Raw genomic sequence first — 25,100 nt, 5'->3', positions numbered from 1 at the left:
TTGTACCGGCTGCGCGACGCTTAAGCGTCTGGCGCTGCCTTGGCAGCAGGCTCACTGTTTTCGTAGATATACAATGGCTTGGACTTGCCCTCTATCACGCTTTCATCGATCACTACTTTGCTCACCTCCGATTGCGAGGGGATTTCATACATAGTGTCGAGCAATACACCTTCGAGAATCGAACGCAGGCCACGGGCACCGGTTTTACGCTCCAGGGCGCGCTTGGCGACCGATTTCAGAGCGTCGCTGCGGAATTCCAGATCCACGCCTTCCATCTCGAACAGCTTGGCATACTGCTTGGTCAGGGCATTTTTCGGCTCAGTGAGGATCTGCATCAATGCAGCCTCGTCGAGCTCGTCCAGCGTGGCAAGTACCGGCAGACGACCAACGAATTCCGGGATCAGACCGAACTTGACCAGATCGTCAGGCTCGACTTCACGCAGGGACTCACCGACTTTCTTGCCTTCTTCCTTGCTGCGCACTTCTGCGTTGAAGCCGATGCCGCCCTTGGTGGAACGGTTTTGAATAACCTTTTCCAGACCAGAGAACGCACCACCACAGATGAACAGGATGTTACGGGTGTCGACCTGCAGGAACTCCTGCTGCGGATGCTTGCGACCGCCTTGTGGCGGAACGGAAGCGACCGTGCCTTCGATCAACTTGAGCAGGGCCTGCTGCACGCCTTCACCGGAAACGTCCCGGGTGATCGACGGGTTGTCAGACTTGCGCGAAATCTTGTCGATTTCATCGATATAGACAATGCCCATCTGGGCTTTTTCCACGTCGTAATCGCACTTCTGCAACAGCTTCTGAATGATGTTCTCGACATCTTCACCCACGTAACCCGCCTCGGTGAGGGTGGTTGCGTCGGCGATGGTGAACGGAACGTTCAGCAAGCGGGCCAGTGTTTCGGCAAGCAGGGTCTTACCCGAGCCTGTCGGGCCGATCAGCAGGATGTTGCTCTTGCCGAGTTCGACGTCGTCATTCTTTTTGTCACGCTGGTTCAGGCGCTTGTAGTGGTTGTACACCGCTACGGCCAGAACCTTTTTCGCACGCTCCTGACCAATCACATACTGATCAAGGATGCCGCTGATTTCTTTAGGCGAAGGCAATTTATGCGCGCTGCTTTCGGCCTGTGCTTCCTGCACCTCCTCGCGGATGATGTCGTTGCACAGGTCGACGCACTCGTCGCAGATAAAGACCGAGGGGCCGGCAATCAATTTGCGTACTTCATGCTGGCTTTTGCCACAGAAGGAGCAATAGAGCAGCTTGCCGTTGTCCTCGCCGTTGCGGGTGTCAGTCATTCGTTCGATCCAAATCCGATAGGCTTGCAACACAAGATGAAGGCTATTGCGGGCTTTTTCAAGCCCGCAGGTGTCGGACCCGCCGACCAACCTTATTTTGAGCTGCTTATTTTAAGCAGGACGCTGGCTGATCACTTCATCGATCAACCCGTACTCACGCGCGGCTTCTGCACTCATGAAATTGTCGCGATTGGTATCACGCTCGATTTCTTCGAGAGTGCGCCCGCTGTGCTGGGCCATCAGCGTGTTGAGACGCTCACGAATGAAGAGGATTTCCTTGGCATGGATTTCGATATCCGACGCCTGGCCCTGGAAACCGCCCAGTGGCTGGTGAATCATCACACGCGAGTTCGGCAGGCAGTAACGCTTGCCTTGTGCACCGGCCGTCAGCAGGAACGCACCCATGCTGCACGCCTGACCGATACAGGTGGTCGCCACGTTGGGTTTGATGAACTGCATGGTGTCATAGATCGACATGCCCGCCGTCACCGAACCGCCCGGGGAGTTGATATAGAGATGGATGTCCTTGTCCGGGTTTTCCGCTTCAAGGAACAGCAGTTGCGCACAAATCAGGTTGGCCATGTAGTCCTCTACCGGACCAACCAGAAAGATCACCCGCTCCTTGAGGAGACGCGAGTAGATGTCGTAGGCGCGCTCGCCACGAGCGGACTGCTCGACAACCATCGGGACCAGGCCGCCTGCGGCCTGGATATCAGAGTTCTGCTGAATATACGAATTACGGAACATGCTCTGCAGTCACTCCCAAATAGTTATGTCTTGAATACGCATAAGCCAGCTCGAAGGCTGGCTTATGGTGTTTGCTTCTTACCGCAAAAGTGATCAGTCGGCTTGTGGAGCTTCTACCGGCTTGACCGCTTCTTCGTAAGAGACCGATTTGTCGGTCACGCTAGCTTTCTGCAGAACAGTATCCACAACTTGCTCTTCCAGCACAACCGAGCGAACTTCGTTCAGTTGCTGGTCGTTCTTGTAGTACCAGGACACAACTTGCTCAGGCTCCTGGTAGGCCGAAGCCATTTCCTGAATCATCTCGCGAACGCGGGTTTCGTCAGGCTTGAGGTCGAACTGCTTGACCACTTCAGCCACGATCAGGCCCAGCACTACGCGGCGCTTGGCTTGCTCTTCGAACAGCTCGGCCGGCAGTTGGTCAGGCTTGATGTTGCCGCCGAACTGCTGGACAGCCTGCACGCGCAGACGGTCAACTTCGTTGGACAGCAGAGCCTTTGGCACTTCGATCGGGTTGGTGGCCAGCAGACCGTCCATTACCTGATTCTTGACCTTGGATTTGATCGCCTGACGCAGCTCGCGCTCCATGTTCTTGCGAACTTCGGCGCGGAAGCCTTCCAGACCGGTTTCCTTGATACCGAATTGAGCGAAGAACTCTTCGGTCAGTTCTGGCAGCTTTGGCTCGGAAACGGTGTTGACGGTCACGGTGAACTCGGCGGTTTTGCCAGCCAGGTCCAGGTTCTGATAGTCCTCTGGGAAAGTCAGGTTCAGAACGCGTTCTTCACCGGCTTTTGCGCCAACCAGGCCATCTTCGAAACCAGGGATCATGCGGCCGGAACCCAGAACCAGCTGAGTACCCTTGGCGGAACCGCCAGCGAACACTTCACCGTCGACCTTGCCGACGAAATCGATATTCAGCTGGTCTTCGTTTTGAGCGGCGCGATCGGCCACTTCGAAACGGGTGTTCTGCTTGCGCAGGATGTCCAGCATCTTGTCCAGATCAGCATCAGACACGTCAGCGCTCAGGCGCTCTACGGTGATACCTTCGAAACCGGCAACGGTGAACTCAGGGAACACTTCGAATACGGCTACGTATTCCAGGTCCTTGCCCGCTTCCAGGGATTTCGGCTCGATCGAAGGCTGACCGGCCGGGTTCAGCTTCTGCTCAACCACAGCTTCGTAGAAAGAAGACTGGATCACGTCGCCTACCGCTTCCTGGCGAGCGTCGGCACCGAAACGGCGCTTGATTTCGCTCATTGGCACTTTGCCTGGACGGAAGCCAGCAATCTTGGCCTTTTGGGCGGTCTGCTGCAGACGCTTGTTGACCTGGCTCTCGATGCGCTCAGCCGGCACGGTGACGCTCATGCGGCGCTCAAGAGCAGTAGTATTTTCAACAGAAACTTGCATGGATATTCCTCGTTGCACAGACGTTAGCCGGCCGTTTCCGACCCCAGAATCAAGGGCATGCATTCTAGTGGGTCAAACTCAAGAAGTCACCCTACTGAAAACGGGTAAAAACGCAGCAGGCAATTTATAGGTGCGAATGCACGAATGCACCTCGCCCCGATGGCAAATACAACCAATCACGCCAGGGCTCTGCGCCAACCTTTCCATATATAGAGGAGGTCGCCAATCATCTCCCTGACAGCCGAACTCGCAAGCAAGGCCGGCGGGCAGGACCGCATCATCGAGAAACATAAATACGACGAAACGCCCTGCCCCTGCGACCCGGAACCTGCGGCCGCTGAAACAAAAAAGGCGCCAGACTTTTCAATCTGGCGCCTTTCGAAATATGGGGTGGACGATGGGGATCGAACCCACGACAACGGGAGTCACAATCCCGTGCTCTACCAACTGAGCTACGCCCACCATATTGCCTGTTAAAGAAGCCAAACAACTTCTTTATCAAGCTCCAGCCAGGCCAACGACCTGAGTGAAGCTTTAATTGGTGCGGATGAAGAGACTCGAACTCTTACGCCTCGCGGCGCTGGAACCTAAATCCAGTGTGTCTACCAATTCCACCACATCCGCGGGTGAAGCCTTTAAAGCAAAGGCGCCAGACTGTTAATCTGGCGCCTTTCGAAATATGGGGTGGACGATGGGGATCGAACCCACGACAACGGGAGTCACAATCCCGTGCTCTACCAACTGAGCTACGCCCACCATATCGCGCTACTTGTGCCAAAGCTGCCTAATGGCGCACCCGGCAGGACTCGAACCTGCGACCATCCGCTTAGAAGGCGGATGCTCTATCCAGCTGAGCTACGGGCGCCTTGTTAGCTGTAACCTTGGAGGACTACAAACTAAGTGCTTTCCAGTCTCGCAGAACCGTAATCCCGCTCAACCTTCCTAACCAGTGCTAGGCTGTGCCCGACAAGTGCGACGAATAGTATAGAGCCACCCGAAGGTCGTCAAATCCTTTTTAAAAAAAATTCATTTAATTAAAGGAGTTAGGGGAATTTGCAGACCAAGCGCCTTTGCCCTCACCGCATGACATGCGAGAATGCGTTCTCTTTTTTTCCCCTCTCGATGGTTAATCACGCGCAATGACTGCACAACTTATCGACGGCAAATCGATCGCCGCCAGCCTGCGCCAGCAGATCGCCCAACGTGTCACCGAGCGTCGCCAGCAAGGCCTGCGCACGCCCGGCCTTGCGGTGATCCTGGTCGGCAGCGATCCTGCCTCTCAGGTTTATGTCTCGCACAAGCGTAAAGACTGTGAAGAGGTCGGCTTTCTATCCCAAGCCTATGACCTGCCTTCGGAAACCACTCAAGAAGCGCTGACCGAGCTGATCGATCGCCTGAATGACGACCCTGCAATCGACGGCGTCCTGCTTCAGCTTCCGCTTCCCGAACACCTGGACGCGTCCAGGCTGCTGGAACGCATTCGTCCGGACAAAGACGTCGACGGTTTCCATCCTTATAACGTCGGTCGCCTGGCCCAGCGTATCCCGCTGCTGCGCCCATGCACCCCCAAAGGCATCATGACCCTGCTGGAAAGCACCGGTGTCGACCTTTACGGGATGGATGCCGTGGTTGTCGGCGCGTCCAATATCGTTGGCCGTCCGATGGCCATGGAATTGCTGCTGGCCGGTTGCACCGTGACGGTCACCCACCGCTTTACCAAGGACCTGGCCGGCCATGTCGGCCGTGCGGACCTGGTCGTCGTCGCCGCCGGCAAGCCGGGCCTGGTCAAGGGCGAGTGGATCAAGGAAGGCGCGATCGTGATCGATGTCGGCATCAACCGTCAGGAAGACGGCAAGCTGGTGGGTGACGTGATCTACGAAACCGCCTTGCCCCGCGCCGGCTGGATCACTCCTGTACCGGGCGGCGTAGGCCCGATGACCCGTGCCTGCCTGCTGGAAAACACCCTGTATGCCGCCGAAACCCTGCACAGCTGAGTTACACCGCGGACGCTGACAGCGTGACAAGGAACCCCGCCCTGGCGGGGTTTTTTTTGCCTGCGAGAAACACCGACCGCCCGCCGGAAAATGACTTTTTTTTCATGTTTCTCAGGACTTTCACCCGTTACTTGAACAACCATCGACAGTTATTCAGCCATACTCCAGAATGTCGCGCTTTTTACGAAATAGCCCGTTACAAAACGGCTTATCAACACCTTACGAGTCTGCCAGCGTGAAAATCCGTCTTTCCATCCTGAGCCTATTTTTTGCAGTTACAGGGACTTTCATCACGCCAATCGCCAGCGCTGGCGAAACCACCGCCGCGCCTCGGGATACCTCGCAACTCAAACTCGCTTCCGGCAGCTCTTTACTGCTGGATATGCAGACCAACAAAGTCATCTATGCCAGCAATCCGGACGTTGTCGTCCCCATCGCGTCCGTCAGCAAACTGATGACCGGCCTGGTCGTGGTTGAAGCCCGACAAAACATGGATGAATACATCAACATCAACATCAGCGACACACCGGAAATGAAAGGTGTGTACTCCCGGGTCAAGCTCAAGAGCGAACTGCCGCGCCGGGAAATGCTGCTTATTGCCCTGATGTCATCTGAAAACCGGGCCGCCGCAAGCCTGGCCCACCACTATCCGGGTGGTTATGCCGCGTTCATTGCTGCAATGAACGCCAAGGCCCGGGCCTTGGGCATGACCAATACCCATTTCGTCGAACCGACAGGTCTCTCGCCGCGCAACGTTTCGACCGCTCGTGATTTGAGCAAACTGTTGATCGCCGCGCACAAGTACCCGCTGCTGACCGAGCTGAGTACAACCAAGGAAAAGACCGTTTCGTTTCGCAAACCGAACTACAGCCTGGGTTTCCGCAACACCGACCATTTGGTCCGCAAGCCGGACTGGGACATCCAGCTGACAAAAACCGGTTTCACCAACGAAGCAGGTCACTGCCTGGTGCTGGTGACCCGAATGAGCAACCGCCCGGTGGCCCTGGTGATCCTTGACGCCTATGGCAAGTACACCCACTTCGCCGATGCCACGCGCATGCGTAATTGGGTAGAGAGCGGAAAGAGCGCGGAGGTGCCTTCCGTGGCCTTGCAGTACAAGGCAGACAAGAACCTCAAGCAGCGCCAGAGCGGCGTGGTTGAAGCCTCGAAGTAACCTTGCTGCAAACCCATGAAAAAGCCCCGAACATCCGGGGCTTTTTTTCGTCGCAACGTCAGTCGTTGGGCAGCGGCATCTGGTCGTCATCCGGGATGCCGTCGCCAGCACTTGGATCCCTCCACCCCTTCGGCTTTCCAGTGGGCACCACCGTTGGCCGCGCCAGGGGATCCCTCAAAGGGCTGTCGGGGTCCATCACCGGATCGGTGCTTTGCTCGGGAGTCGTGGGGACGGTTTCCGGACGTTTGTCGTCGAAACTGGAATCGGTAGACATACATACCTCCATTGAACCTAAGGCTTCAGGTTGCCCAGTGGATCATAGGGCTTGGCCGGTGCCTTGGGGTTGTCACCCGGCTTCACGTCCCTCGGTGCCTTGGCGGGCCCGATCGGGTCGACCTGAGGATCGGCAAGGTCCGGGGAATCGGGATCGAAACCCAACTCATCGCCAGACGAATGTTCAGACGAGTGCGGACCGACGGGGGTTGTGGAATCAGCCATGGGAGCCTCCTGATCTTGGCCCGAAGTGATGTTGCGGGCCCTTTAGATCAGAGGCTGGCGGTGGACAATGGTGCCCGGCGGGTGACCAACGGACTTACTGGCTGGCCAAGGCTTTTTTCGCCCTGGCGGCGGCCTGCTCCTGACCGGCCTGGGCCAGATCGTTGGCGGCCTTGAGCCATCGCTGCTGATCGACCTGGGCCGGTATTTGCGTCGGTTTCTGGATCAGCACCGCCCAACCACCGGCGTCCTTGAACGCCGACTCGAAGGAGCTGAAGCTCATCAGTTCGCGGCGGTTCATCCCGGCACGCAGCAGCACGGTCTGCTTCTGACGGTTGTAGCCGGCCAGAATGGCGTATCGCGGTTCGGCCCACATGGCCGAGCCTTCGGTAAAGCGCACCATCACCGGATAACCGGCGGCGACTTGCGTCAACAACGCCGCCAGGTTGCTGTCGAGGGGATAAACGACCATCCCGTACTCCCGGGCCAGGTTCTGCATGTTCTGTTGTAATTGGGCTTCGCCCCCTGGCAAATGCAAGGGTTTGTCGAGCAGTCCCGGGGTAATCACGATGCCCTGCTGGGACAGCATGCTGGCCAGCACCTGCGGCCCGCTTTGATACGCATCGCCCCGGTAGAACCGGCCACTGAGCTCGACACGCTCGGGCAAGCGCTTGATCTCGGGCGCAACGCTCCCGGCACAGCCCGCCAGGCTTGCCACGCAACCAGCGATCAGCATGCTCGACAAAATTCGAGAAAATCCCCGCACCATCATCTCTCTCTTGTTCAGGTTCAGACGCCAGGCAATCCCATTCCCGGCTTGGTCGTCGATCATAGGTCGCCGCGCCGCTACGGTATAGCTCTAAACGGTAGTGGAGTGAATTCGATAGAGCGAACTGGTTGGTGACAGGCGACTTTCGGTCAATAGCCTGAAATGCAGCAACGGCTAGACTGTTCCCTGAAGAGACGACAGCGAAGCGTGAGTGCCCAAAGAAGGGCAAAGAGGAGGCACAGATGAGCCTGACCATGATCATTGTAATGTTGGTTTGCGGCTGGCTGGCGGTCGCCGCCGCCATGCTGTGGGGCGTGCTGCGCATTACTCGCCGCCACCATCACCCTGTCCGGCCGGCCCCTGCGCCTGAAGCAGACAAGACGCCGAACCAGCCCGCCAACGCTCACTGACCACACCTTTACCCCAAACCAACAAAAACGGCCGCCTGCACTCCTTCGAGTTCAGGCGGCCGTTTCCTTTAGCGTGGGTCAGGCCTCAGTGGCTGCCCGCTTCTCCCTGGACCGACGGGACATCATGTTCAACACCTCGATCGCAGCCGAGAATGCCATGGCCGCATAGACGTAACCTTTCGGTACATGGGCGCCAAAGCCTTCGGCAATCAGCGTCATGCCGATCATGATCAGGAAGCCCAGGGCCAGCATCACCACCGTCGGGTTGTCGTTGATGAATTTGGCCAGCGGATCAGCCGCCAGCAACATCACCAGTACCGACACCACCACCGCGATGACCATGATCGGCAAATGCTCGGTCATGCCGACAGCGGTAATGATGCTGTCGATGGAGAACACCATGTCCAGCATCAGGATCTGACCGATCGCGGCAGCGAAGCCCAGGGTCACGGTCGAGGTCGCCGACTTCGGATCTTCCGGCGCCGGGTCCATGCTGTGATGGATCTCGGTGGTCGCCTTCCACAACAGGAACAGGCCACCGGCAATCAGGATCATGTCTTTCCAGGAAAACGCGTGGCCCAGGATCTCGATCACCGGCGCAGTCAACTGCACGATGAACGCGATGGTGCTCAGCAAGCCCAGACGCAGGATCAACGCCATACCGATACCAATGCGCCGTGCGCGCTGGCGATTGTGCAAGGGCAACTTGTTGGTCAGGATCGAGATGAAGATCAGGTTATCGATGCCGAGCACGATCTCCATCACGATCAGGGTGGCAAGGGCGACCCAGGCGGTGGGGCTGGCGGCAAGTTGTAAAAGGTAGTCCATGGGTCAGTCCTGACTCGTTGTAATACGGTTTAGATTTCCTGGGAGGAAGATTCGGTTTTTTCCGATTCTTTTTCCGATGATTCTTTTTTGCTGATCAACCCGCTGGTGGCGTCACTGAGCGCTTGCTCGGCGGCCTTGTGGGTATCGTCAATCGCCTGTTTGGCGCTTTCGGCAGCCTTGCCCATCAATTGTTGCGCGCTTTTCTCGGCCTGGTCGCAACCGGCCAGTACCAGTAAAGACGTGATCAGCAGTGCCGTGGCTTTAAGCTTCATGATGCTTTCCTCGATAGAACGAACGGGACCTAAACGATGGCCCGTTGATAGCGATGCATTCTAGGGAAGTAAACACTTCAGGAAAATTCGTATTTTCAGCGGTTATACTTCGTTTTTTACGAAGTGTTAGAGATCATGCTCAACTATCGGCAATTGCATTACTTCTGGGTGGTGGCCAAGACCGGCAGCATCGTGCGCGCCTGCGAGCAGCTCAATCTCACGCCACAAACCATCAGCGGGCAGATTTCATTACTGGAGCAGACTTTTGGCATCGAGTTGTTTCAGCGCGTGGGACGTCAACTCGAACTGACCGAGGCCGGCCGCCAGGCCCTGCCCTACGCCGAACAAATGTTTCAGCTGGGTGGCGAACTGGAACTGATGCTGCGGGCACAGCCCAATGAACAGCAGATCCTGTTTCGCGTCGGTGTGGCCGACGTAGTGCCCAAGTCCATTGTCTATCGCCTGATCGCACCGACCATGGAACTGAGCGAACCGCTGCGCATCACGTGCCGCGAAGACAAGCTTGAACGTTTGTTGGCCGACCTGGCGATCCAGCGCCTGGACCTGGTGATATCCGACAGCCCGATGCCGTCGCACCTGGACATCAAGGGCTACAGCCAGAAACTCGGTGAGTGCGGGATCAGCTTCTTCGCCACCCCTGAGCTGGCGGCCCGTTACGGTCGCGACTTTCCGCGCAATCTGCACGGTGCGCCGCTGCTGATTCCCGGCCCGGAAACCGTGGTGCGCAGCCGTTTGCAACGCTGGTTCGCCGAGCAGCAGATCCAGCCAAAAATTGTCGGAGAGTTCGACGACAGCGCCCTGATGCAGGCCTTCGGCCAATCCGGCAGCGGGATCTTCATCGGCCCGAGCGTGATTGCCGATGAAGTGCAACGCCAATATGGCGTGGAGGTGATTGGCCAGACCGACGCGGTGAGCGAGTCGTTCTATGCCATCTCAGTGGAACGCAAGGTCAAGCACCCCGGCATTGTCGCCATTACCGAAGGTGCCCGACGCGAGCTGTTTACAGCGCTGTGATTTCTTCGCGCGGCTTGAGGGTCATCAGGGCGATGGCCAGCAGGATCGACGCCAGAATGAAAGCGGCGGCTGCAAAGCCAAGGCCTTGCAGACCGACGCTGTCGATCACCCGACCACCGATCATCGCGCCCAAGCCAATACCGAGGTTGGCCCCGGCAATGTTCAGCGACGCGGCGAAGGCCGGCGCTTCGGGCGCTGCTTTCATCAGGCGCACATGGCTGACCAGGAACAACGCCGCCTGGGTCACACCCCAGATGCCCATCGCCGCCGCCAGACCGAGGGGCGAATGGATGTTCGGCACCAGCGCCACCAGGCCGGCAATCATGAATGCACAGAACATCATCGACGCCATCAGCGGATGACGATCCACCGCCCGGCCGCCCAGGGAGTTGCCGATCAACCCCACCGCGCCAAAGCCCATCAAGCACCAGCCGACCACGGTGCCGTTGAAGCCGGCCAGCCGCTCGAGAATGTCCGCCAGATAGGTGTAGGCGGTGAACATGCCGCTGAACACAATCACTGACAGCAGCACATGACCGAGCATAAGCGGGCTGCGCAGGATCTTGAACTGCGAGCGAAAGCTCACCTGATGCTGGTGCAGGTGGGTCCTGGGCAGATAGATAAACAGCAACAACGCCTTGGCAAAGGCGATGACCGCCAGAATCGCGAAGGCACTGCGCCAGCCGAACGCATCGGAAATCAGCGTGCCTACGGGAATGCCAAACACCGTGGCGCAGACGATGCCGAAGCCGATCTTGGCGATGGCGCGACCGGCGTAATCCGGCCCAACGATGTCCACCGCCGTTTCGCTGGCCAAGGCCCAGAACACCGGCAGCCCCAGCGCCGGGATCAAGCGGGCGAACGCCATCACCCAGATATTCGGCGCCAGCGCCGCGAGCGTGTTGGCCAGGCCAAACATGATCAGCACCGAGATGAACAGCTTGCGGCGCTCGAAACGGGCGAAATACGCCGTCAGGAACGGCCCGAACGCGGCCACGGTGAAGGCGAACAGGGTCACCAGCAGGCCGGCCTGCGGGATGCTGACCTCCAGATCCCGGGCGATGGCCGGCAACAGGCCAACGATGACGAATTCCGTGGTCAGCACCGTGAAACCGGCGGCAGACAACAGAAGAATGGGCAACAGCATGCAGAACTCCAGAAAACGACGACACCAGCGATAGCCCGAAGGCCCACTGGCAGACATGAAAATGAGGATGGCGAATCTTAACAGAGTGTTTTCGGATGCGGTTGCACGAACCTGCAATTCGCGTTGAATGCCAGGGTGGCAGTTCGTCACAGGTCTGAAAGATCGTTCCTGCGCTGTGATAAAGTCCGCGCCCTGTAAAACGTACACCCAGTGTTCGTCGGCCATTTTTGGCGTCGATGTCACGATCCTCTTCGGTTTCCTGCGGGCTGCATGCGCGGTGAAACCTTGCACTTATAAAAAATCAGAGATGCCGTTTTATGACTGCTTCATCCCCTTCTCTATTGCACCGCCTTAAACGCTTGAGCCTGGTCACACAGATCGTGATCGGCCTGATCGCCGGTATTGCCCTGGCGCTGATTGCCCCCGACATGGCGAAGTCCACGGCGTTCATCGGCAAAGTGTTTGTCTCGGCACTCAAAGCCGTCGCGCCGATTCTGGTGTTCGTGCTGGTCATGGCGTCGATTGCCAACCATAAGCACGGTCAGGAAACCCATATCCGGCCGATTCTGTTCCTGTATCTGCTGGGTACTTTCGCCGCGGCCGTGGTCGCGGTGGTTGCCAGCATGACGTTCCCGTCGAACCTGGTGCTGTCGACCCAGGACGTTGCGGTCACAGCGCCAGGCGGGATTGGCGAAGTGTTGCAAAGCCTGTTGCTGAGTGTGGTCGACAACCCGGTCAGTGCCTTGATGAACGCCAACTTCATCGGCATCCTGGCCTGGGCCATCGGTATGGGCATTGCCATTCGCCATGCTGGCAACACCACCCGTGAAGTACTGGGCGACCTGTCCAACGGTGTGACTGTGATCGTGCGAGTGGTGATTCGCTTCGCACCGCTAGGCATCTTCGGCCTGGTGGCCTCGACCCTGGCCACTTCCGGTTTCGGCGCCTTGATCGGTTACGCGCACCTGCTGGCCGTGCTGCTGGGCTGCATGCTGTTCGTGGCACTGGTGATGAACCCGCTCATCGTGTTCTGGAAGCTGCGCCGCAACCCATACCCGCTGGTGCTCACCTGCCTGCGCGAAAGTGGCATCACGGCGTTCTTCACCCGCAGCTCGGCAGCGAACATTCCGGTCAACCTGGAGTTGAGCAAGCGACTGGGCCTGCACGAAGACACCTACTCGGTATCGATCCCGCTGGGTGCGACCATCAACATGGCCGGCGCGGCAATCACCATCACCGTGCTGACCCTGGCGGCGGTGCACACCCTCGGTATCGCCGTGGACATCCCCACCGCGATCCTGTTGAGCGTTGTCGCGGCGATCTGCGCTTGCGGCGCCTCGGGTGTGGCCGGTGGTTCGCTGTTGCTGATTCCGCTGGCGTGCAGCCTGTTCGGCATCCCGAGCGAAATCGCCATGCAGGTGGTGGCGGTCGGTTTCATCATCGGCGTGTTGCAGGACTCGGCGGAAACCGCGCTGAACTCCTCCACCGACGTGCTGTTCACCGCGGCGGCCTGCCTGGGTGAAGAGCAGAAAGCCGAACGTCTGGCCTGACACTCACCCGCTGTAGGAGCGAGCTTGCTCGCGATGGACGTTAACGATAACGCTGGCAGCCTGACACCCCGCGGCGTTCTCTGGCTCATCGCGAGCAAGCTCGCTCCTACAAGTACCTGGCCGGTTTAGAACGCGCCCATGTAGTCGCGCTTGCCCACTTCCACGCCGTTGTGGCGCAGCAGTGCGTAAGTGGTGGTGACGTGGAAGAAGAACTGCGGCAGGCCGTAGGTCAGCAGGTAGGACTGGCCGCTGAAGCGCTTCTCTTTAGGCGTGCCCGGACGGGTGACGATCTCGATGCCTTCCTTGCCGTTGATCTGCTCTGGCGTGAACTCGCCGATGTAGGCCAGAACCTTGGCGATCAGTGCTTGCAGCTCGGCGAAGGTGGTTTCAGTGTCGTCGTACTTCGGCAGTTCGACTTCGGCCAGACGCGAAGAAATGCCTTTGGCGAAATCAACGGCGATCTGCACCTGACGCACCAGCGGGAACATGTCCGGGAACAGGCGCGCTTGCAGGAAGGCGTTAGGGTCGATGTTTTTTTCGGTGGCGTGGGCTTCGGCCTTCTTCAGTACATCGCTCAGGGCGTTGAGCATTTGCTGGAAAACAGGGATGGAAGCGTCGTACAGGGAAATGGTCATGACAGGTCTCGTGTGGTGACTGGAGGGAAACGTCGGCCACCTGTAGGAGCGAGCTTGCTCGCGATGGACTCAAGCGCAACGCGTTTATCCAGAATCAACGCGTTATCGTTAACGTCCATCGCGAGCAGGCTCGCTCCCACAGGTGGTCGGTTTTGGAGCGTGGGCCGATTATAGCCATGCACGCCCCTCCCCGGACCGGACTTTTTTAGCTGCCGTAAACCTTCGCCGCCGGAACGGCCTGAGTCATCAGTTGCGCAATCGCCTCACCCATCTCGCCGACCGCCCAACGGCCCTGGCGATCCAGTTGCGGGCCACGACGCCAGCCGTCGGCAATGGACAACTTGCCGCCCTCGACTTCGAACATCTGCCCGGTCACCTCGGCGGAAGCCTCGGAGCCCAACCACACCACCAGCGGCGCGACGTTTTCCGGGGCGAAGTAATCGAAGCCCTCTTCAGGCTTTTTCATGGTGTCGGCGAACACTTGCTCGGTCATCCCGGTGCGCGCGGCCGGTGCCAGGGCGTTGGCGGTGATCCCGTAACGGCGCAGTTCAGCCGCCTGCACCAACGTCAGCGAGGCAATACCGCCCTTGGCCGCCGCGTAGTTGGACTGACCAATGGAACCCTGCAACCCGGCGCCGGAACTGGTGTTGATGATCCGCGCATCGACCTTGGCGCCGCCCTTGGCCTGCTCGCGCCAGTACTTCACGGCGTGGCTGGAAATGCAGAAGTGGCCCTTGAGGTGCACGGCCACCACGGCATCCCAGTCGGCTTCGCTGAGGCTGGCGAACATGCGGTCGCGGCAGATGCCGGCATTGTTGACCACCACGTTCAGGTCGCCGAAGGTTTCGATGGCCTGGCGCACGATCAGCCCCGCCGAGTCATAGCGGGTGATGTCGTCGCTGTTGGCCACGGCACTGCCGCCCTGGCCGAGGATTTCACCGACCACGGCCAGCGCCGCTTCGCGGTTGATGTCGTTGACCACCACTTTCGCGCCTTCGGCGGCGAAAGCCAGCGCGTAGGCGCGGCCCAGACCACCGCCGGCACCGGTGATGATCACCACGCGGTTTTCACAGGTTTTCATGTTCTACATCCTTCAAATTCATCACGGGTCGACACAATCCCCTGTAGGAGCGAGCCTGCTCGCGATGGTCGTTAACGAATACGCGGGGGTATCTGGATAACCGCGTCGTTCTTGAGTCCATCGCCAGCAGGCTCGCGCCCACAGGCTCGGTGTGCATCCTGGGTTACAAGCGTTCGATGATGGTCACGTTGGCCTGCCCGCCGCCTTCGCACATGGTCTGCATACCGAAGCGACCGCCGCTGCGTTCCAGTTCATGCAGCAAGGTGCACATCAAGCGGGTGCCGGTGGCGCCTAATGGGTGACCAAGGGCAATCGCGCCGCCGTTGACGTTGGTTTGTTCATGGGGATAACCAGTCTCTTTGAGCCAGGCCATGGCCACCGAGGCGAAGGCTTCATTGATCTCCACCCGGTCGATGTCTTCGAGCTTCATGCCGGCGCGCTTGAGTGCGTAAGCGGTAGCCGGGATCGGCGCGGTGAGCATCCAGATCGGGTCTTCGGCGCGCACGCTCAGGTGATGAATGCGTGCCCGTGGCGTCAGGCCGTAACGCTTGAGCGCCGCCTCCGAGACGATCAGCATCGCGCTGGCCGCATCGCAGGTCTGGCTCGACACCGCAGCGGTCACCCGGTCGCAGCCGAACAGGAATTCCAGCTCAGCCATTTTTTCCAGGCTGGTCTGGCGCGGCGTTTCGTCATGCATCACGCCGGCCAGTGGCACGATCTCGCGGTTGAAGCGGCCTTGCTCGATGGCCTGCAAGGCACGTCGATGGGACTCCAGCGAATAGGCTTCAAGCTGGGCCCGGGACAGGTCCCATTTTTCCGCGATCATCTGCGCCGAACGGAACTGCGTCGGGGGTTGCGCGCCGTAGCGCCGCACCCAGCCTTCGGAACCGCTGAACGGATCGGTGAAGCCCAGAGGCTCGGCAGCGATCATTGCCGAGGAAATCGGGATCTGGGTCATGGTCTGTACACCACCGGCGACGACCACGTCCTGAGTGCCGCTCATCACCGCCTGGGCGGCGAAGTGCACCGCTTGCTGGGACGAACCGCACTGGCGATCGATGGTGGTGCCAGGCACCGATTGCGACAGGCCGGCCGCCAGCCAACTGGTGCGGGCGATGTCACCGGCCAGCGGGCCGATGGTATCGACACAGCCGAAGATCACGTCGTCGTAATCCTCGTCGGGAATGGCGTTGCGCTCGACCAGCGCGCGCAACACATGGGCGCCCAGGTCGGCGGCGTGGATCTGGCTCAGACCACCCTTGCGCCGCCCGGTGGGCGTACGCAGGGCGTCGACGATATAAGCTTCAGGCATGGTCTACCTCGGTGAAGAAATTGAAATCTGGTATTGAAAGTGCCGAAAATCCTGTGGGAGCGAGCCTGCTCGCGAAGGCGGTGTATCAGGCAACATGAATAGTGAATGTGCCGGCCTCTTCGCGAGCAGGCTCGCTCCCACAGGGATGTAGTCACCCTTAATGACTGGTTAGAACGTACTACCCGCTCCCAGCGCGAGCTTGCCGTCAAACAGCGCCGCGCGAATTCGCCCTTTGTGGTACCCGCGATCACCCCAGACCTTGTCCAGCGCCCAGGCGCGCTTCATGAACAGGTGCAGGTCGACTTCCCAGGTGTACCCCATGGCGCCATGGGCCTGGATGCTGTTCTTCGCCGCGAGCATCGCCGCTTCCGCCGTTGCCAGCTTGGCGTGGGACACCTGCACGTCCTGTCCCGGTTGTTGCTCGGCCAACGCATACGCGGCGCGGTACAACGGGCCTTTGGCGAACTCGATCTGCACCGCGACGTTGGCCATCAAGTGCTTGACCGCCTGGAACGAGCCCACCGGTTTACCGAACTGTTTGCGCTCGAAGGTGTAGTCCACCGCCAGGTCAACCATGCGTTTGGCCAGCCCGAGCAATTGCGCGGCACTGGCGAGGGCGCCACGGTTGAACGTGGCCGTCCACAAGCGTCGGCCCTGCTCACCGCAGGCAACGCAAGTGGCGGGAGTTGGCGTCCACTCGACCTGGAACAATTGACGGCTCGGATCGACCGACTCGTTGCGGGTCAGGCGCACGGCATCACGCTCCAGCGCATGCACCTCATCGCCATGGGCCAGCAACAGCAGATCGGCGACATGGGCATCGCTGACCAGCGGATTACCCGGCTCGGCAACCGCGAGACGCGCACGGCCCTCGGCCACTCGCGACAGCCATTTTTGTTTGAGTGGCGCGTGTTGCTCATCGAGAGCGGCGAGCATCGGTACGCCGATCAGCATGGTGTCCACCAGCGGTTCGGGCAGCCCGGCGTAACCGCATTCCTGGGCGATCAGCACGACGTCCAGCTCATTCATGCCCATGCCGTCCTGCGCCTCGGGCACGGTCAGGGCGGTCAGGCCCAGTTCCACCAATTGCGCCCAGAGCTGATCACTGCGCCCGCTGTCGCTCTGCCACAGTTCGCGGATGCGTTCCGGGGTGACTTCGTTGATCAGAAAGCTGCGGACGTTGTCCTGAAACAGCAGTTGGTCGCGGCTGAAACTAAAGTCCATGGTCTATTCCTCAGGCACGCGGCATGCCGAGCATGCGTTCGGCAATGATGTTGCGCTGGATCTCGTTGGTGCCGGCGTAGATCGGCCCGGCCTGGGCAAACAGGAAACCTTCCAGCCAATGGCCGACGTCACCGGCGGCCGGGGCTTGCGGCAGCAGTTCGCCGCGCAGGCCAAGAATGCTCATGGCGGTGTCGTGCATGCGCTGGTCGAGTTCGGACCAGAAGATCTTGTTGGTCGACGACTCCGGCCCGATCTTGCCGCCCTGCACCAGTTGCGAAGCGGTCATGTAGGTGCTCAGGGTGTAGGCCTCGGCATCGAGCCAGGCGCGCATCACCGCTTCAACGATGGCCGGGTCGCGGTCGGCCTGCTCACGATTGGCCAGGTACAACTGCACCAGGCGCTTGGCGGTTTCCTGGAAGCGCGCCGGAGAACGCAGCAACAAACCACGCTCGAACCCGGCAGTGGACATCGCCACGTGCCAGCCCATGCCTTCGCCACCGAGGGCGTTTTCCACCGGCACCTTGACGTCGTCGAAGAAAATTTCGGCGAAACCCGGCAAGCCGTTGAGCTGCGGAATCGGCCGCACGGTAATGCCCGGCGTGTCCAGCGGCAGCAGGATGAAGGTCAGCCCGTGGTGACGCTGGGACTGCGAGTCGGTCCGGAAAATGCCGAACGCCCAATCGGCCCACACCGCGCGGGTCGACCAGGTCTTCTGGCCGTTGATCACGTAGTGATCGCCCACCCGCTCTGCCTTGGAACGGATCGCCGCCATGTCGGAACCGGCGCCCGGCTCGGACCAGGCCTGGGCCCAGATGTCTTCGCCGGTGGCCATGCGCGGCAGAAAGCGTGCCTTTTGTTCAGCGCTGCCGTACTCCATCAGGGTCGGGCCGAGCAGGAAGATGCCGTTCTGGTTGACCCGTGCCGGCGCTCCGGAGCGGTAGTATTCCTCTTCGAAAATCAGCCACTCGATCAGGTCGCAGCCGCGCCCGCCAAGTTCGGTCGGCCAGGTGACCATGCCCCAACGGCCTTCATTGAGCCTGGCTTCCCAGGCGCGGTGCTCGGCAAAGCCCTGTTCGGTGTCGAACGATTGCAGCGGTTCACTCGGTACATTGGCCGCCAGCCAGGTCCGTGCCTCGGCACGAAAGGCCTGCTGGGCCGGGGTATAGGTCAGGTCCATGGATATGCCTTCAGCCGTTGAATCGGGCATCGCGTTTCTCGACGAACGAGTCGCGTGCTTCCTGAGAGTCCAGTGAGCGGTAGGCTTCGAGGGTGAAGCCCTGCTCCCAGCGGTATTTGTCTTCCAGATTGCCGTCTTCGATGCCGCTCAACGCCTCCTTGGCCAGGCTGATCATGCCGGGGCTCTTGGCGGCGATGGTGCGGGCGATCTGCAACGCGGCTTCACGCAGGTCTTCGCGCTTGACCACCCGCTCCACCGCACCCAGGCGGTAAGCCTCGGCGGCGTCGATGGCCTCGCCGGTGAAGTACATGTGGCGGACTTTCTGCACCGGGAACAGGCGCTGCAAATGCGCACCGCCGCCCATGGCCCCGCGATCCACTTCCGGCACGCCGAAGGTGGCGCACTCGGACGCGACAATGATGTCGGCGGCGCCGCAGATGCCGATGCCGCCGCCCAATACGAAGCCGTGCACGGCCACGATCACCGGTTTCGGGTTGCGGTGGATGGCCTTGAAGCTGTCGTAGTTGCCCTTGTTCACCGCGACGATCAGGTTGCCGTCGGCGGCCAGTTCCTTGATGTCGACCCCGGCGCAGAAACCCCGGCCTTCGGCACGGATCACGATCACCCGCACGTCGCTGTTGCGGCCCAGGCCCTCGATCTCGCTGGCGATATCGGCCCAGCCCTGACTGCTGAAGGCATTGACCGGTGGCCGGTCGAACACCAATTCTGCAATGCCGCTATCAATACTCACGCTAAATGGTTTCATGCCTTTCCCCTTCACGATACACGGCGGCACAGCTCGCCCAGGCGCGTTTCGGCGTCGCGGACGATCTGTTCAATCAATTGGGCGCAGCTGGGCAAGCTGTCGATGGAGGCGGCGATCTGTCCGGCGGGCAACACGCCCGCGGCCGGTTGCCCGTCGACCATGGCTTTCTGGATCACCATCGGTGCGTTGGCGGCCATGATGCTTTGCGCGGCGGTCAACTCTCCGGCACCGCGCATCTTCAGCGCGCTGGTGAGCAACTGGGTCAGGCTCATGCCGGTGTGGCGGCGGTAGGCCAGGCCACTTTGCAAGGCCAGCAACAGACGCTTGAGGCCGCCGCTGTTTTCCAGCTGGTTGAGCAATTCGTTGCGGATCATCCGTTGCGGCATGCCGTCGATGGCGCGGCTGATGATGATCGCCGCCGGGTCCTTGACCGCCAGGTATCGGGCCAGGGTCGCCTGGGGCACCGGGCTGTCGGCGCACATCAGGAAACGCGTGCCCATGGCGATGCCTTCCGCGCCATAGGCCAAGGCCGAGACCAGACCCTTGCCATCCTTGAAACCACCGGCAGCCACCACGGGCACCGACACGGCATTGACCACCTGATCCAGCAGCATTGAGGTCGGTACGGACCCGGTGTGACCACCGCCCTCGCCGCCCTGCACGGTCACCGCATCGGCGCCCATTTCCACGGCTTTCTGCGCATGCTTGAGCGCGCCCACGGTAGGAATACACACCACCCCGGCATCCTTCAGGCGGCTGATCATTTGCTTGCCCGGCGAACGGCTGTAGCTGACCGCCCGGACTTGGTGGCGCAACACCAGCTCGACGATCTCGCCGGCATTGGCCTGGTACATGTGGAAGTTCACCCCGAACGGCTGATCGGTCAGGCGACGGGTTTCGATAATCGCCGCTTCCATCTGCTGCGGTTCGATGGTCGCCCCGGCGAGAAAACCGAAGCCACCGGCATTGCCCGTGGCCGCCACCAGTTTCGGGTCGGCGACCCAGCCCATGGCGGTCTGGATGATCGGATAACGGCATCCGAGCAGTTGTGTTAAACGGGTATTCAACGAGATCGCCATGTTCACGCCTCGCCCGTTTTGCGCTGGGAACTGGCCATGGCCTTGGCGTCGTAGCCGCCGAGACGGTCGCCGGACACCAGTTCATTGTGGGCATGGGCGAAGTGATGCAGGCCGAACACCATGTCCATGGTCGCGCGCTTGCCCATCAGGTCTTCGGCGTTGTTCACCGCTTGCTTGCTCAGTTGCAGGCCCAGGCGCGGCATCTGGGCGATGCGCCCGGCGATGTCCAGGGTCTGTTGCTCCAGCTCGTCGCGAGCGACTACCCGGTTGAGCATGCCCATCTGATAGGCACGCGGTGCCGGCATGCGCTCGCCAAGGAACAGGAATTCCTTGGCGATACGCGGATTGAGTTCATGCACATGGGCGAAATACTCGACCCCGGGAATGCCCATGCGCACCACTGGATCGGCGAAGTAGGCATCCTCGCTGGCGACGATCAGGTCGCAGACCCAGGCCAGCATCAGCCCACCGGCAATGCACGCGCCCTGGACCATGGCGATCGTCGGCTTAGGGATTTCGCGCCAGCGGCGGCACATGCCCAGATAAACTTCATGCTCCCGGGCATAGAGAAACTCGCCGCCCGGTTTGTTTACATGGTCGTACCACAGGCTGGCGCGGTCGAACGTCTTGTCGACGTCGCGGCCCGGGGTGCCGATGTCATGCCCGGCGGAGAAATGCTTGCCGGCGCCACGCAGCACAATGACCTTCACTTCATCGTCATCGCAGGCCCGGCGAAACGCCGCGTCCAGCGCATAGGTCATCTGCGAGTTCTGCGCGTTGTGGAACTCGGGGCGGTTCATGGTGACCAGGGCCACCGCGCCACGCACCTCGTACAGCACCACCTCGGCCTGATTGTTATCGTTATCTTCAGCCATCACTTTTCTCCGCAACGCGTTGCTCAGCGTTGGCCTGGCGGGTTGTCTTTGAGTTGCAGGGCGCGCAGGTTGTGCGGGTCCAGACGCTGGATCAGCTGCAACTGCTCGGCCGTCGGTGCTGCCGTGATCGGGCAGTCGTCCGGCACGTGCAGTTCGAAGCCGGTGTTGTCCTGGACTTGCGCCGCCGTCACGCCGGGGTGCAGTGAGCGGATGCGCATCTGCCGCTGCGGGCCCTGGAAATCAAGGACGCAGAGGTCGGTAATGATCAGGCGGATGTCGATGTCATCCAGCGACCAGCCCCGCGCCAGACGGGCCGGGTTGTAGCCGACCGAGGCGACCATATCGACCTCGCCTTCGACGAACACCCGACGGTTATGGCTCGGCACGCAAAACGAGTTGACGTGGCTGATCGAGTTGCCGGGAAAACCGCGCACACCGAGCATCTGCGCCTTGGGTTTGGCGTAGTCGCCGATGCAGGAAATGTTGGCCTGACCGTAACGGTCGATCTGGGTCGGGCCGACCAGGGCATGGCGCTTGCCGCCCCAGACGTTGTCGAAAATCCGCGAGAAACCCATCCAGCTGTCGCGCTTTGGTTCGTAGCCTTTACGTGCGCCCAACGGCACCGGCTCGGCCACCATGTAGGCTTCGGAATCGGTCATCAGCAGTTGCGGGTTGCTGGTCAGCATGGCCAAGGACGCGGCCAGACGCGGGATCACGCCGATGCCAGAGGCCAATACTTCGCCGTCTTCGCGCCAGGCGTCGCAGGCCGCGCAGATCATCAACTCAGCGAGGCTGTAATCAATAGTGCTCATCGAAAGGCTCCTTAGAAAATCGGCAACGGCAGTTCACGGATCGCAGCCAGGCCGCCAACCTTTTCCAGATACTGTTCGTGGGTGCAGTCGACGTAGTCGCGGACATAGCCCTGCCAGCCATCGGCCGCCTGGACCGTGGCGTTGTAGGCCTTGAAGTGCGCGACATCGAAACCGTACAGCGGCGCGCAGGACGACGGATGCGCCCCGCCCGGCACGTGAGCCACGGCGGTGGTCAGGTTGCGTTCCCAGAACACTTGATGGGCATGGGCGCTGTCCTGATGGAAGTAGTCGCTGTCGACCAGCTCATCGCAGGTTACGTAGCTGTGGGTCGCGGCACGTACGAACAGGTCGTCCATGTAGTGATCCGGACCGCTGATCTGGCACACGCCGCGTTTGTCGGCGCGGTCGACATGCACCAGCGCCGCGTCGAGCTTGAGCGCCGGCATGGCCACCCAGTCCTTGCCATCGGCGTACGGCGAGGCAATCAACTTGATCTGGCGGTTGTGGCGCAGCACGTCAGTGCCCAGGCCCACGGCGGTCGGAATGAACGGCACATTCATCGCCGCCGCCCGCAGGCCGAGCAGCAGCATGCCTTCATCGATCTCCATCACTTCCAGCGCCGCTTCCTGGCGCGCCTTGCGGAAGTACGGCTCCAGCGGAATGAAATCCAGGGACACGAAGGCGAATATCAGTTTCTTGATCTTGCCGGCGGCACAGAGCATGCCGACATCGGCACCACCGTAGGCGACCACGGTCAGGTCCTTGAGGTCCGAGCGCAGAATCTCGCGCACCAGCGCCATTGGCTTGCGACGCGGACCCCAGCCACCGATACCGATGGTCATGCCGTCACGCAGTTGGCCGACGATCTCGGCGGTGCTCATTTGCTTGTCCATCGTCTTGTTCCTCATTGGCGACCGACACTGAAGTCGTGGCCCCAGTGGCTGACCAAGGTGCTTTCGAACGGCGTGTGGCGATCCCAGTCGACCACCAGGCCATCGCAGCCGTACTCCAGGTCAAACCCGGACGGGGTCTTGATATAGAAAGAAATCATCTGGTCGTTGGTGTGCTGGCCGAGGGTGGCCGACAGCTTCACGCCATTGGCGTGGACGCGATCCAGGGCGCGGCCGACTTCGTCCAGCGCGTTGACCTCGACCATCATGTGCACGCAACCGTGGGGCATCGGGCACTCGAAAATCGCCAGCGAGTGGTGGCGGCCGTTGTTGCAGTGCAGGAAGTGGATGCGTTTTTGCGGCTCGGCCGGGTCCGGGGTGAAGCGGACTTTCATCAGGTCCGACAGGCCGAAACCCATCACCTGTTCGTAGAAATCGCGGCAGCGCTCGAAGGCCGGGGCTGGCAATACAACGTGGCCCATGCCGAGGTCGTTGGTAACGAACCCTTTGACGCCAACCGGCGAAACGAAACGGGCGAAGTCCTGCAGCGGGCCCCAGAAAATTTCGTGGCGATTGCCATCCGGGTCGCTGAAGTGCACCAACTCCTGGACCTTGCGCAGCTCGGCCTCGGCCGCTGTGCCACGGGTCACTTGCACGTCGGCCTGTTGCAACTCGCTGACCGCCTGTTCCAGCGCCGCCTTGCCGGCCACTTCCCAGCCGCAGGCACCGAAGCTGTTTTCGGCATTCTTCTGCACGAGGATGCGGTAATGACGTTCGTCCATTTTCAGGTACAGACGCTCATCATCGCCGCTGACCATCATGCCCAACACCTGGCTTGCGTAGTGGCGCCATTGCGCCAGGTCGCTGGACAGCAGGGTGACGTAACCCAGACCACGGATATCCATGGATGCACTCCTCGTTTTTCTCAGGCGGTGTCGCCCTTCGGCTGGTGCCGGGGGAGACTTTATGTAGGGCCTATTCAAACGGGTTCGGCGAGGGGCAACATCGTCCAATGGGACTAGCGGAAATGATGGCTTTTGATGCAAAAAAACCTGTGGGAGCTAGCCTGCTGGCGATAGCGGTGTGTCAGGCAACATGGATGTTGAATGTCAGGCCGCTATCGCCAGCAGGCTAGCTCCCACAGGGGGCAGTGGTATGGCGGGTTTATGCGGCTGGTTCGATTTGGTCCAGCACGCGGTTTGCCGTGATTTCGGCCAGCATCACGCTGTTTGAAATGCCTGGCAGGACATTGCGCGATGAACCTTCCAGATGATCGACCAGGTAATGAACCATCACATCCACCGAGGCCAGCGTCTCGACCAGATAGACCACCAGGGTTTCGGTCGTGGCCCCGGGGTCGACGATGAACAGCGTACTGATTGTTCGAGGGGTGGCGCGGATGTCGGCGTTTGAGGGGATGCGCTCGGTTTCCGGCGGATTAGGTGAAGGTTTGACCATAGTTGAATGCTCCAAAATGTGGAGCCGTCACCTACTTGCGACTAAACAAGAGGGGTGGCAGCTGTACGCAGGTTAGTCGACCGGCGGAGCACGAAACCGGCGCGCCCGAAGGCGCCCTGCGCACAGCTACCATGAAGTGCAGGGCATGAAATGGCCTGACTGTTTGGGATGCAAATGCGCTTCGTGTCACAACGGGCGACTAAACCCGATCACTGATGAGCAGTGACGCGAATCAAGTTACCGAGGGGGTCCAGGGCGCACAAGCCGGCGGATTCTGGCGTACCTGTAGGCAACGACGCAAGGCGTTGTAGCTTTCATCAAGTAACACTGACAGCCGTTAAACAGGCGCTATCTATAGGCCAAAAACCTGTAGGAGCGAGCCTGCTCGCGATGGTCGTCAACGATAACGCTGGAAACCTGACACCCCGCGGCGCTCTCCGGTTCATCGCGAGCAGGCTCGCTCCTACAAGGGGTATGCGGTGTTCAATCTTATTCGGCAGGCATAAAAAAACGGGCCTTGGGGACCCGTTGGAAAGTTGACCTGACGTCCATGCCAGGCCTGAAATGCGATCAAACTGTGGGAGCCAGCCTGCTGGCGATGGCGGTGTGTCAGACAACATGGATGTTGAATGTAAGACCGCTATCGCCAGCAGGCTGGCTCC

At 60.3% G+C, this 25,100-nt stretch carries 26 protein-coding genes, 4 tRNA genes and 1 pseudogene; 6 read left to right on the top strand and 25 right to left on the bottom strand.

Features of this window, described 5'->3' with window-relative positions; all coding sequences use genetic code 11:
* Nucleotides 1-20 precede the first annotated feature (20 nt).
* The 7 genes from clpX to BSF44_RS16225 form a co-directional block, all read right to left on the bottom strand.
* Complete coding sequence (clpX, locus tag BSF44_RS16255) at nucleotides 21-1,304, bottom strand: ATP-dependent Clp protease ATP-binding subunit ClpX (RefSeq protein ID WP_095167797.1); 1,284 nt, start codon at nucleotides 1,302-1,304, stop codon at nucleotides 21-23.
* A 111-nt stretch (nucleotides 1,305-1,415) separates the two neighbouring features.
* Nucleotides 1,416-2,051, bottom strand: a complete 636-nt coding sequence (clpP, locus tag BSF44_RS16250) for an ATP-dependent Clp endopeptidase proteolytic subunit ClpP (protein WP_095944368.1) — start codon at nucleotides 2,049-2,051, stop codon at nucleotides 1,416-1,418.
* Nucleotides 2,052-2,144: 93 nt separating this feature from the next.
* Nucleotides 2,145-3,455: a trigger factor gene (tig, locus tag BSF44_RS16245; protein ID WP_057714092.1), complete on the bottom strand. Its 1,311-nt coding sequence runs from the start codon at nucleotides 3,453-3,455 to the stop codon at nucleotides 2,145-2,147.
* A gap of 386 nt (nucleotides 3,456-3,841) precedes the next feature.
* Nucleotides 3,842-3,917 (bottom strand) — tRNA-His (locus tag BSF44_RS16240).
* A gap of 77 nt (nucleotides 3,918-3,994) precedes the next feature.
* Nucleotides 3,995-4,079: transfer RNA gene (locus BSF44_RS16235), tRNA-Leu, on the bottom strand.
* Between the two features lie 56 nt (nucleotides 4,080-4,135).
* Nucleotides 4,136-4,211: transfer RNA gene (locus BSF44_RS16230), tRNA-His, on the bottom strand.
* 32 nt (nucleotides 4,212-4,243) lie between these two features.
* A tRNA-Arg gene (locus tag BSF44_RS16225) sits at nucleotides 4,244-4,320 on the bottom strand.
* Nucleotides 4,321-4,594: 274 nt separating this feature from the next.
* Here BSF44_RS16225 and folD point away from each other — a divergent pair.
* Nucleotides 4,595-5,449, top strand: coding sequence for a bifunctional methylenetetrahydrofolate dehydrogenase/methenyltetrahydrofolate cyclohydrolase FolD (gene folD, locus BSF44_RS16220; protein ID WP_095944367.1), 855 nt, complete (start codon nucleotides 4,595-4,597; stop codon nucleotides 5,447-5,449).
* A 235-nt stretch (nucleotides 5,450-5,684) separates the two neighbouring features.
* Nucleotides 5,685-6,623: a D-alanyl-D-alanine endopeptidase gene (gene pbpG / locus BSF44_RS16215; RefSeq protein ID WP_095944366.1), complete on the top strand. Its 939-nt coding sequence runs from the start codon at nucleotides 5,685-5,687 to the stop codon at nucleotides 6,621-6,623.
* Nucleotides 6,624-6,681: 58 nt separating this feature from the next.
* On the opposite strand, the gene BSF44_RS16210 is transcribed toward pbpG, so the two are convergent.
* The 3 genes from BSF44_RS16210 to BSF44_RS16200 form a co-directional block, all read right to left on the bottom strand.
* Nucleotides 6,682-6,897, bottom strand: coding sequence for a hypothetical protein (locus tag BSF44_RS16210; RefSeq protein WP_095944365.1), 216 nt, complete (start codon nucleotides 6,895-6,897; stop codon nucleotides 6,682-6,684).
* Nucleotides 6,898-6,914: 17 nt separating this feature from the next.
* Nucleotides 6,915-7,121 carry a DUF6021 family protein gene (locus BSF44_RS16205; RefSeq protein ID WP_095944364.1) on the bottom strand — a complete coding sequence of 69 codons (207 nt, stop codon included), beginning with the start codon at nucleotides 7,119-7,121 and terminating at the stop codon, nucleotides 6,915-6,917.
* Nucleotides 7,122-7,215: 94 nt separating this feature from the next.
* A complete protein-coding gene (locus tag BSF44_RS16200) occupies nucleotides 7,216-7,950 on the bottom strand; it encodes a peptidase C39 family protein (protein WP_095944363.1) in 735 nt (244 codons plus the stop codon).
* A 179-nt stretch (nucleotides 7,951-8,129) separates the two neighbouring features.
* Here BSF44_RS16200 and BSF44_RS30345 point away from each other — a divergent pair, with 179 nt between their 5' ends.
* Nucleotides 8,130-8,297, top strand: a complete 168-nt coding sequence (locus BSF44_RS30345) for a hypothetical protein (RefSeq protein WP_172435357.1) — start codon at nucleotides 8,130-8,132, stop codon at nucleotides 8,295-8,297.
* A 78-nt stretch (nucleotides 8,298-8,375) separates the two neighbouring features.
* Here BSF44_RS30345 and BSF44_RS16195 read toward each other — a convergent pair whose 3' ends face one another.
* Both BSF44_RS16195 and BSF44_RS16190 read right to left on the bottom strand, forming a co-directional pair.
* Nucleotides 8,376-9,125, bottom strand: coding sequence for a TerC family protein (locus BSF44_RS16195; RefSeq protein ID WP_095944362.1), 750 nt, complete (start codon nucleotides 9,123-9,125; stop codon nucleotides 8,376-8,378).
* Nucleotides 9,126-9,154: 29 nt separating this feature from the next.
* Nucleotides 9,155-9,397, bottom strand: coding sequence for a hypothetical protein (locus BSF44_RS16190; protein WP_008048837.1), 243 nt, complete (start codon nucleotides 9,395-9,397; stop codon nucleotides 9,155-9,157).
* Nucleotides 9,398-9,532: 135 nt separating this feature from the next.
* On the opposite strand from BSF44_RS16190, the gene nhaR reads away from it, so the two are divergent.
* The gene (gene nhaR / locus BSF44_RS16185; protein WP_095944361.1) at nucleotides 9,533-10,432 is read left to right on the top strand and encodes a transcriptional activator NhaR; all 900 of its coding nucleotides are present in this window, start codon (nucleotides 9,533-9,535) and stop codon (nucleotides 10,430-10,432) included.
* On the opposite strand, the gene BSF44_RS16180 is transcribed toward nhaR, so the two are convergent.
* On the bottom strand, nucleotides 10,419-11,579 hold the full coding sequence (locus BSF44_RS16180) for an MFS transporter (protein ID WP_095944360.1): 1,161 nt from the start codon (nucleotides 11,577-11,579) through the stop codon (nucleotides 10,419-10,421). The two genes, nhaR and BSF44_RS16180, sit on opposite strands and share 14 nt — an antisense overlap.
* Before the next feature lie 317 nt (nucleotides 11,580-11,896).
* Between BSF44_RS16180 and sstT the strand changes: the two genes are divergently transcribed.
* Nucleotides 11,897-13,129, top strand: a complete 1,233-nt coding sequence (sstT, locus tag BSF44_RS16175; RefSeq protein WP_095944359.1) for a serine/threonine transporter SstT — start codon at nucleotides 11,897-11,899, stop codon at nucleotides 13,127-13,129.
* A gap of 125 nt (nucleotides 13,130-13,254) precedes the next feature.
* On the opposite strand, the gene BSF44_RS16170 is transcribed toward sstT, so the two are convergent.
* From BSF44_RS16170 to BSF44_RS16115, 12 genes are all read right to left on the bottom strand, one after another.
* Nucleotides 13,255-13,764, bottom strand: a complete 510-nt coding sequence (locus BSF44_RS16170; protein ID WP_095944358.1) for a DUF1993 family protein — start codon at nucleotides 13,762-13,764, stop codon at nucleotides 13,255-13,257.
* A 205-nt stretch (nucleotides 13,765-13,969) separates the two neighbouring features.
* Nucleotides 13,970-14,845: an SDR family oxidoreductase gene (locus BSF44_RS16165; protein ID WP_095944357.1), complete on the bottom strand. Its 876-nt coding sequence runs from the start codon at nucleotides 14,843-14,845 to the stop codon at nucleotides 13,970-13,972.
* 163 nt (nucleotides 14,846-15,008) lie between these two features.
* Nucleotides 15,009-16,157, bottom strand: a complete 1,149-nt coding sequence (locus tag BSF44_RS16160; protein ID WP_095944356.1) for an acetyl-CoA C-acetyltransferase — start codon at nucleotides 16,155-16,157, stop codon at nucleotides 15,009-15,011.
* A 168-nt stretch (nucleotides 16,158-16,325) separates the two neighbouring features.
* Nucleotides 16,326-17,381, bottom strand: coding sequence for an acyl-CoA dehydrogenase family protein (locus tag BSF44_RS16155; RefSeq protein ID WP_095944355.1), 1,056 nt, complete (start codon nucleotides 17,379-17,381; stop codon nucleotides 16,326-16,328).
* Nucleotides 17,382-17,391: 10 nt separating this feature from the next.
* A complete protein-coding gene (locus BSF44_RS16150; protein WP_095944354.1) occupies nucleotides 17,392-18,558 on the bottom strand; it encodes an acyl-CoA dehydrogenase family protein in 1,167 nt (388 codons plus the stop codon).
* Between the two features lie 10 nt (nucleotides 18,559-18,568).
* Nucleotides 18,569-19,324 (bottom strand): enoyl-CoA hydratase family protein, encoded by a 756-nt coding sequence (locus BSF44_RS16145; RefSeq protein WP_095944353.1) that lies wholly within the window; start codon nucleotides 19,322-19,324, stop codon nucleotides 18,569-18,571.
* Between the two features lie 11 nt (nucleotides 19,325-19,335).
* Nucleotides 19,336-20,403, bottom strand: coding sequence for a nitronate monooxygenase family protein (locus BSF44_RS16140; RefSeq protein WP_095944352.1), 1,068 nt, complete (start codon nucleotides 20,401-20,403; stop codon nucleotides 19,336-19,338).
* Nucleotides 20,404-20,405: 2 nt separating this feature from the next.
* Entirely contained in the window at nucleotides 20,406-21,278 is an 873-nt protein-coding gene (locus tag BSF44_RS16135; protein WP_095944351.1) for an enoyl-CoA hydratase, read from the bottom strand.
* Between the two features lie 23 nt (nucleotides 21,279-21,301).
* The gene (locus BSF44_RS16130) at nucleotides 21,302-22,090 is read right to left on the bottom strand and encodes a CoA-transferase subunit beta (protein WP_095944350.1); all 789 of its coding nucleotides are present in this window, start codon (nucleotides 22,088-22,090) and stop codon (nucleotides 21,302-21,304) included.
* A gap of 11 nt (nucleotides 22,091-22,101) precedes the next feature.
* Nucleotides 22,102-22,983, bottom strand: coding sequence for a CoA transferase subunit A (locus BSF44_RS16125; RefSeq protein ID WP_095944349.1), 882 nt, complete (start codon nucleotides 22,981-22,983; stop codon nucleotides 22,102-22,104).
* 11 nt (nucleotides 22,984-22,994) lie between these two features.
* Nucleotides 22,995-23,885, bottom strand: a complete 891-nt coding sequence (locus tag BSF44_RS16120; RefSeq protein WP_095944348.1) for a VOC family protein — start codon at nucleotides 23,883-23,885, stop codon at nucleotides 22,995-22,997.
* A gap of 259 nt (nucleotides 23,886-24,144) precedes the next feature.
* Nucleotides 24,145-24,438, bottom strand: a complete 294-nt coding sequence (locus BSF44_RS16115; protein ID WP_095944347.1) for a DUF6124 family protein — start codon at nucleotides 24,436-24,438, stop codon at nucleotides 24,145-24,147.
* Between the two features lie 390 nt (nucleotides 24,439-24,828).
* On the opposite strand from BSF44_RS16115, the pseudogene BSF44_RS31135 reads away from it, so the two are divergent.
* Nucleotides 24,829-24,906: pseudogene (locus BSF44_RS31135) on the top strand (outer membrane lipoprotein carrier protein LolA); the annotation flags it as partial.
* Nucleotides 24,907-25,100: the final 194 nt, after the last annotated feature.

This window comes from Pseudomonas sp. ACN8 (assembly GCF_002303925.1).
Taxonomy (GTDB): domain Bacteria; phylum Pseudomonadota; class Gammaproteobacteria; order Pseudomonadales; family Pseudomonadaceae; genus Aquipseudomonas.
This window is presented reverse-complemented; position numbering and strand designations above follow the sequence as displayed.

Excerpts from the sequence above, each read along its gene's own strand:
- BSF44_RS16160 (WP_095944356.1), bottom strand. The coding sequence starts at position 16,157 with ATGCCTGAAGCTTATATCGTCGACGCCCTGCGTACGCCCACCGGGCGG.
- BSF44_RS16120 (WP_095944348.1), bottom strand. The coding sequence starts at position 23,885 with ATGGATATCCGTGGTCTGGGTTACGTCACCCTGCTGTCCAGCGACCTG.
- BSF44_RS30345 (WP_172435357.1), top strand. The coding sequence starts at position 8,130 with ATGAGCCTGACCATGATCATTGTAATGTTGGTTTGCGGCTGGCTGGCG.
- tig (WP_057714092.1), bottom strand. The coding sequence starts at position 3,455 with ATGCAAGTTTCTGTTGAAAATACTACTGCTCTTGAGCGCCGCATGAGC.
- BSF44_RS16155 (WP_095944355.1), bottom strand. The coding sequence starts at position 17,381 with ATGGACTTTAGTTTCAGCCGCGACCAACTGCTGTTTCAGGACAACGTC.
- BSF44_RS16125 (WP_095944349.1), bottom strand. The coding sequence starts at position 22,983 with ATGGACAAGCAAATGAGCACCGCCGAGATCGTCGGCCAACTGCGTGAC.
- BSF44_RS16140 (WP_095944352.1), bottom strand. The coding sequence starts at position 20,403 with ATGGCGATCTCGTTGAATACCCGTTTAACACAACTGCTCGGATGCCGT.
- BSF44_RS16205 (WP_095944364.1), bottom strand. The coding sequence starts at position 7,121 with ATGGCTGATTCCACAACCCCCGTCGGTCCGCACTCGTCTGAACATTCG.
- clpP (WP_095944368.1), bottom strand. The coding sequence starts at position 2,051 with ATGTTCCGTAATTCGTATATTCAGCAGAACTCTGATATCCAGGCCGCA.
- BSF44_RS16190 (WP_008048837.1), bottom strand. The coding sequence starts at position 9,397 with ATGAAGCTTAAAGCCACGGCACTGCTGATCACGTCTTTACTGGTACTG.
- BSF44_RS16165 (WP_095944357.1), bottom strand. The coding sequence starts at position 14,845 with ATGAAAACCTGTGAAAACCGCGTGGTGATCATCACCGGTGCCGGCGGT.
- BSF44_RS16210 (WP_095944365.1), bottom strand. The coding sequence starts at position 6,897 with ATGTCTACCGATTCCAGTTTCGACGACAAACGTCCGGAAACCGTCCCC.
- BSF44_RS16135 (WP_095944351.1), bottom strand. The coding sequence starts at position 21,278 with ATGGCTGAAGATAACGATAACAATCAGGCCGAGGTGGTGCTGTACGAG.
- sstT (WP_095944359.1), top strand. The coding sequence starts at position 11,897 with ATGACTGCTTCATCCCCTTCTCTATTGCACCGCCTTAAACGCTTGAGC.
- BSF44_RS16115 (WP_095944347.1), bottom strand. The coding sequence starts at position 24,438 with ATGGTCAAACCTTCACCTAATCCGCCGGAAACCGAGCGCATCCCCTCA.
- nhaR (WP_095944361.1), top strand. The coding sequence starts at position 9,533 with ATGCTCAACTATCGGCAATTGCATTACTTCTGGGTGGTGGCCAAGACC.
- BSF44_RS16180 (WP_095944360.1), bottom strand. The coding sequence starts at position 11,579 with ATGCTGTTGCCCATTCTTCTGTTGTCTGCCGCCGGTTTCACGGTGCTG.
- BSF44_RS16130 (WP_095944350.1), bottom strand. The coding sequence starts at position 22,090 with ATGAGCACTATTGATTACAGCCTCGCTGAGTTGATGATCTGCGCGGCC.
- clpX (WP_095167797.1), bottom strand. The coding sequence starts at position 1,304 with ATGACTGACACCCGCAACGGCGAGGACAACGGCAAGCTGCTCTATTGC.
- folD (WP_095944367.1), top strand. The coding sequence starts at position 4,595 with ATGACTGCACAACTTATCGACGGCAAATCGATCGCCGCCAGCCTGCGC.
- BSF44_RS16170 (WP_095944358.1), bottom strand. The coding sequence starts at position 13,764 with ATGACCATTTCCCTGTACGACGCTTCCATCCCTGTTTTCCAGCAAATG.
- BSF44_RS16195 (WP_095944362.1), bottom strand. The coding sequence starts at position 9,125 with ATGGACTACCTTTTACAACTTGCCGCCAGCCCCACCGCCTGGGTCGCC.
- BSF44_RS16200 (WP_095944363.1), bottom strand. The coding sequence starts at position 7,950 with ATGATCGACGACCAAGCCGGGAATGGGATTGCCTGGCGTCTGAACCTG.
- BSF44_RS16145 (WP_095944353.1), bottom strand. The coding sequence starts at position 19,324 with ATGAAACCATTTAGCGTGAGTATTGATAGCGGCATTGCAGAATTGGTG.
- BSF44_RS16150 (WP_095944354.1), bottom strand. The coding sequence starts at position 18,558 with ATGGACCTGACCTATACCCCGGCCCAGCAGGCCTTTCGTGCCGAGGCA.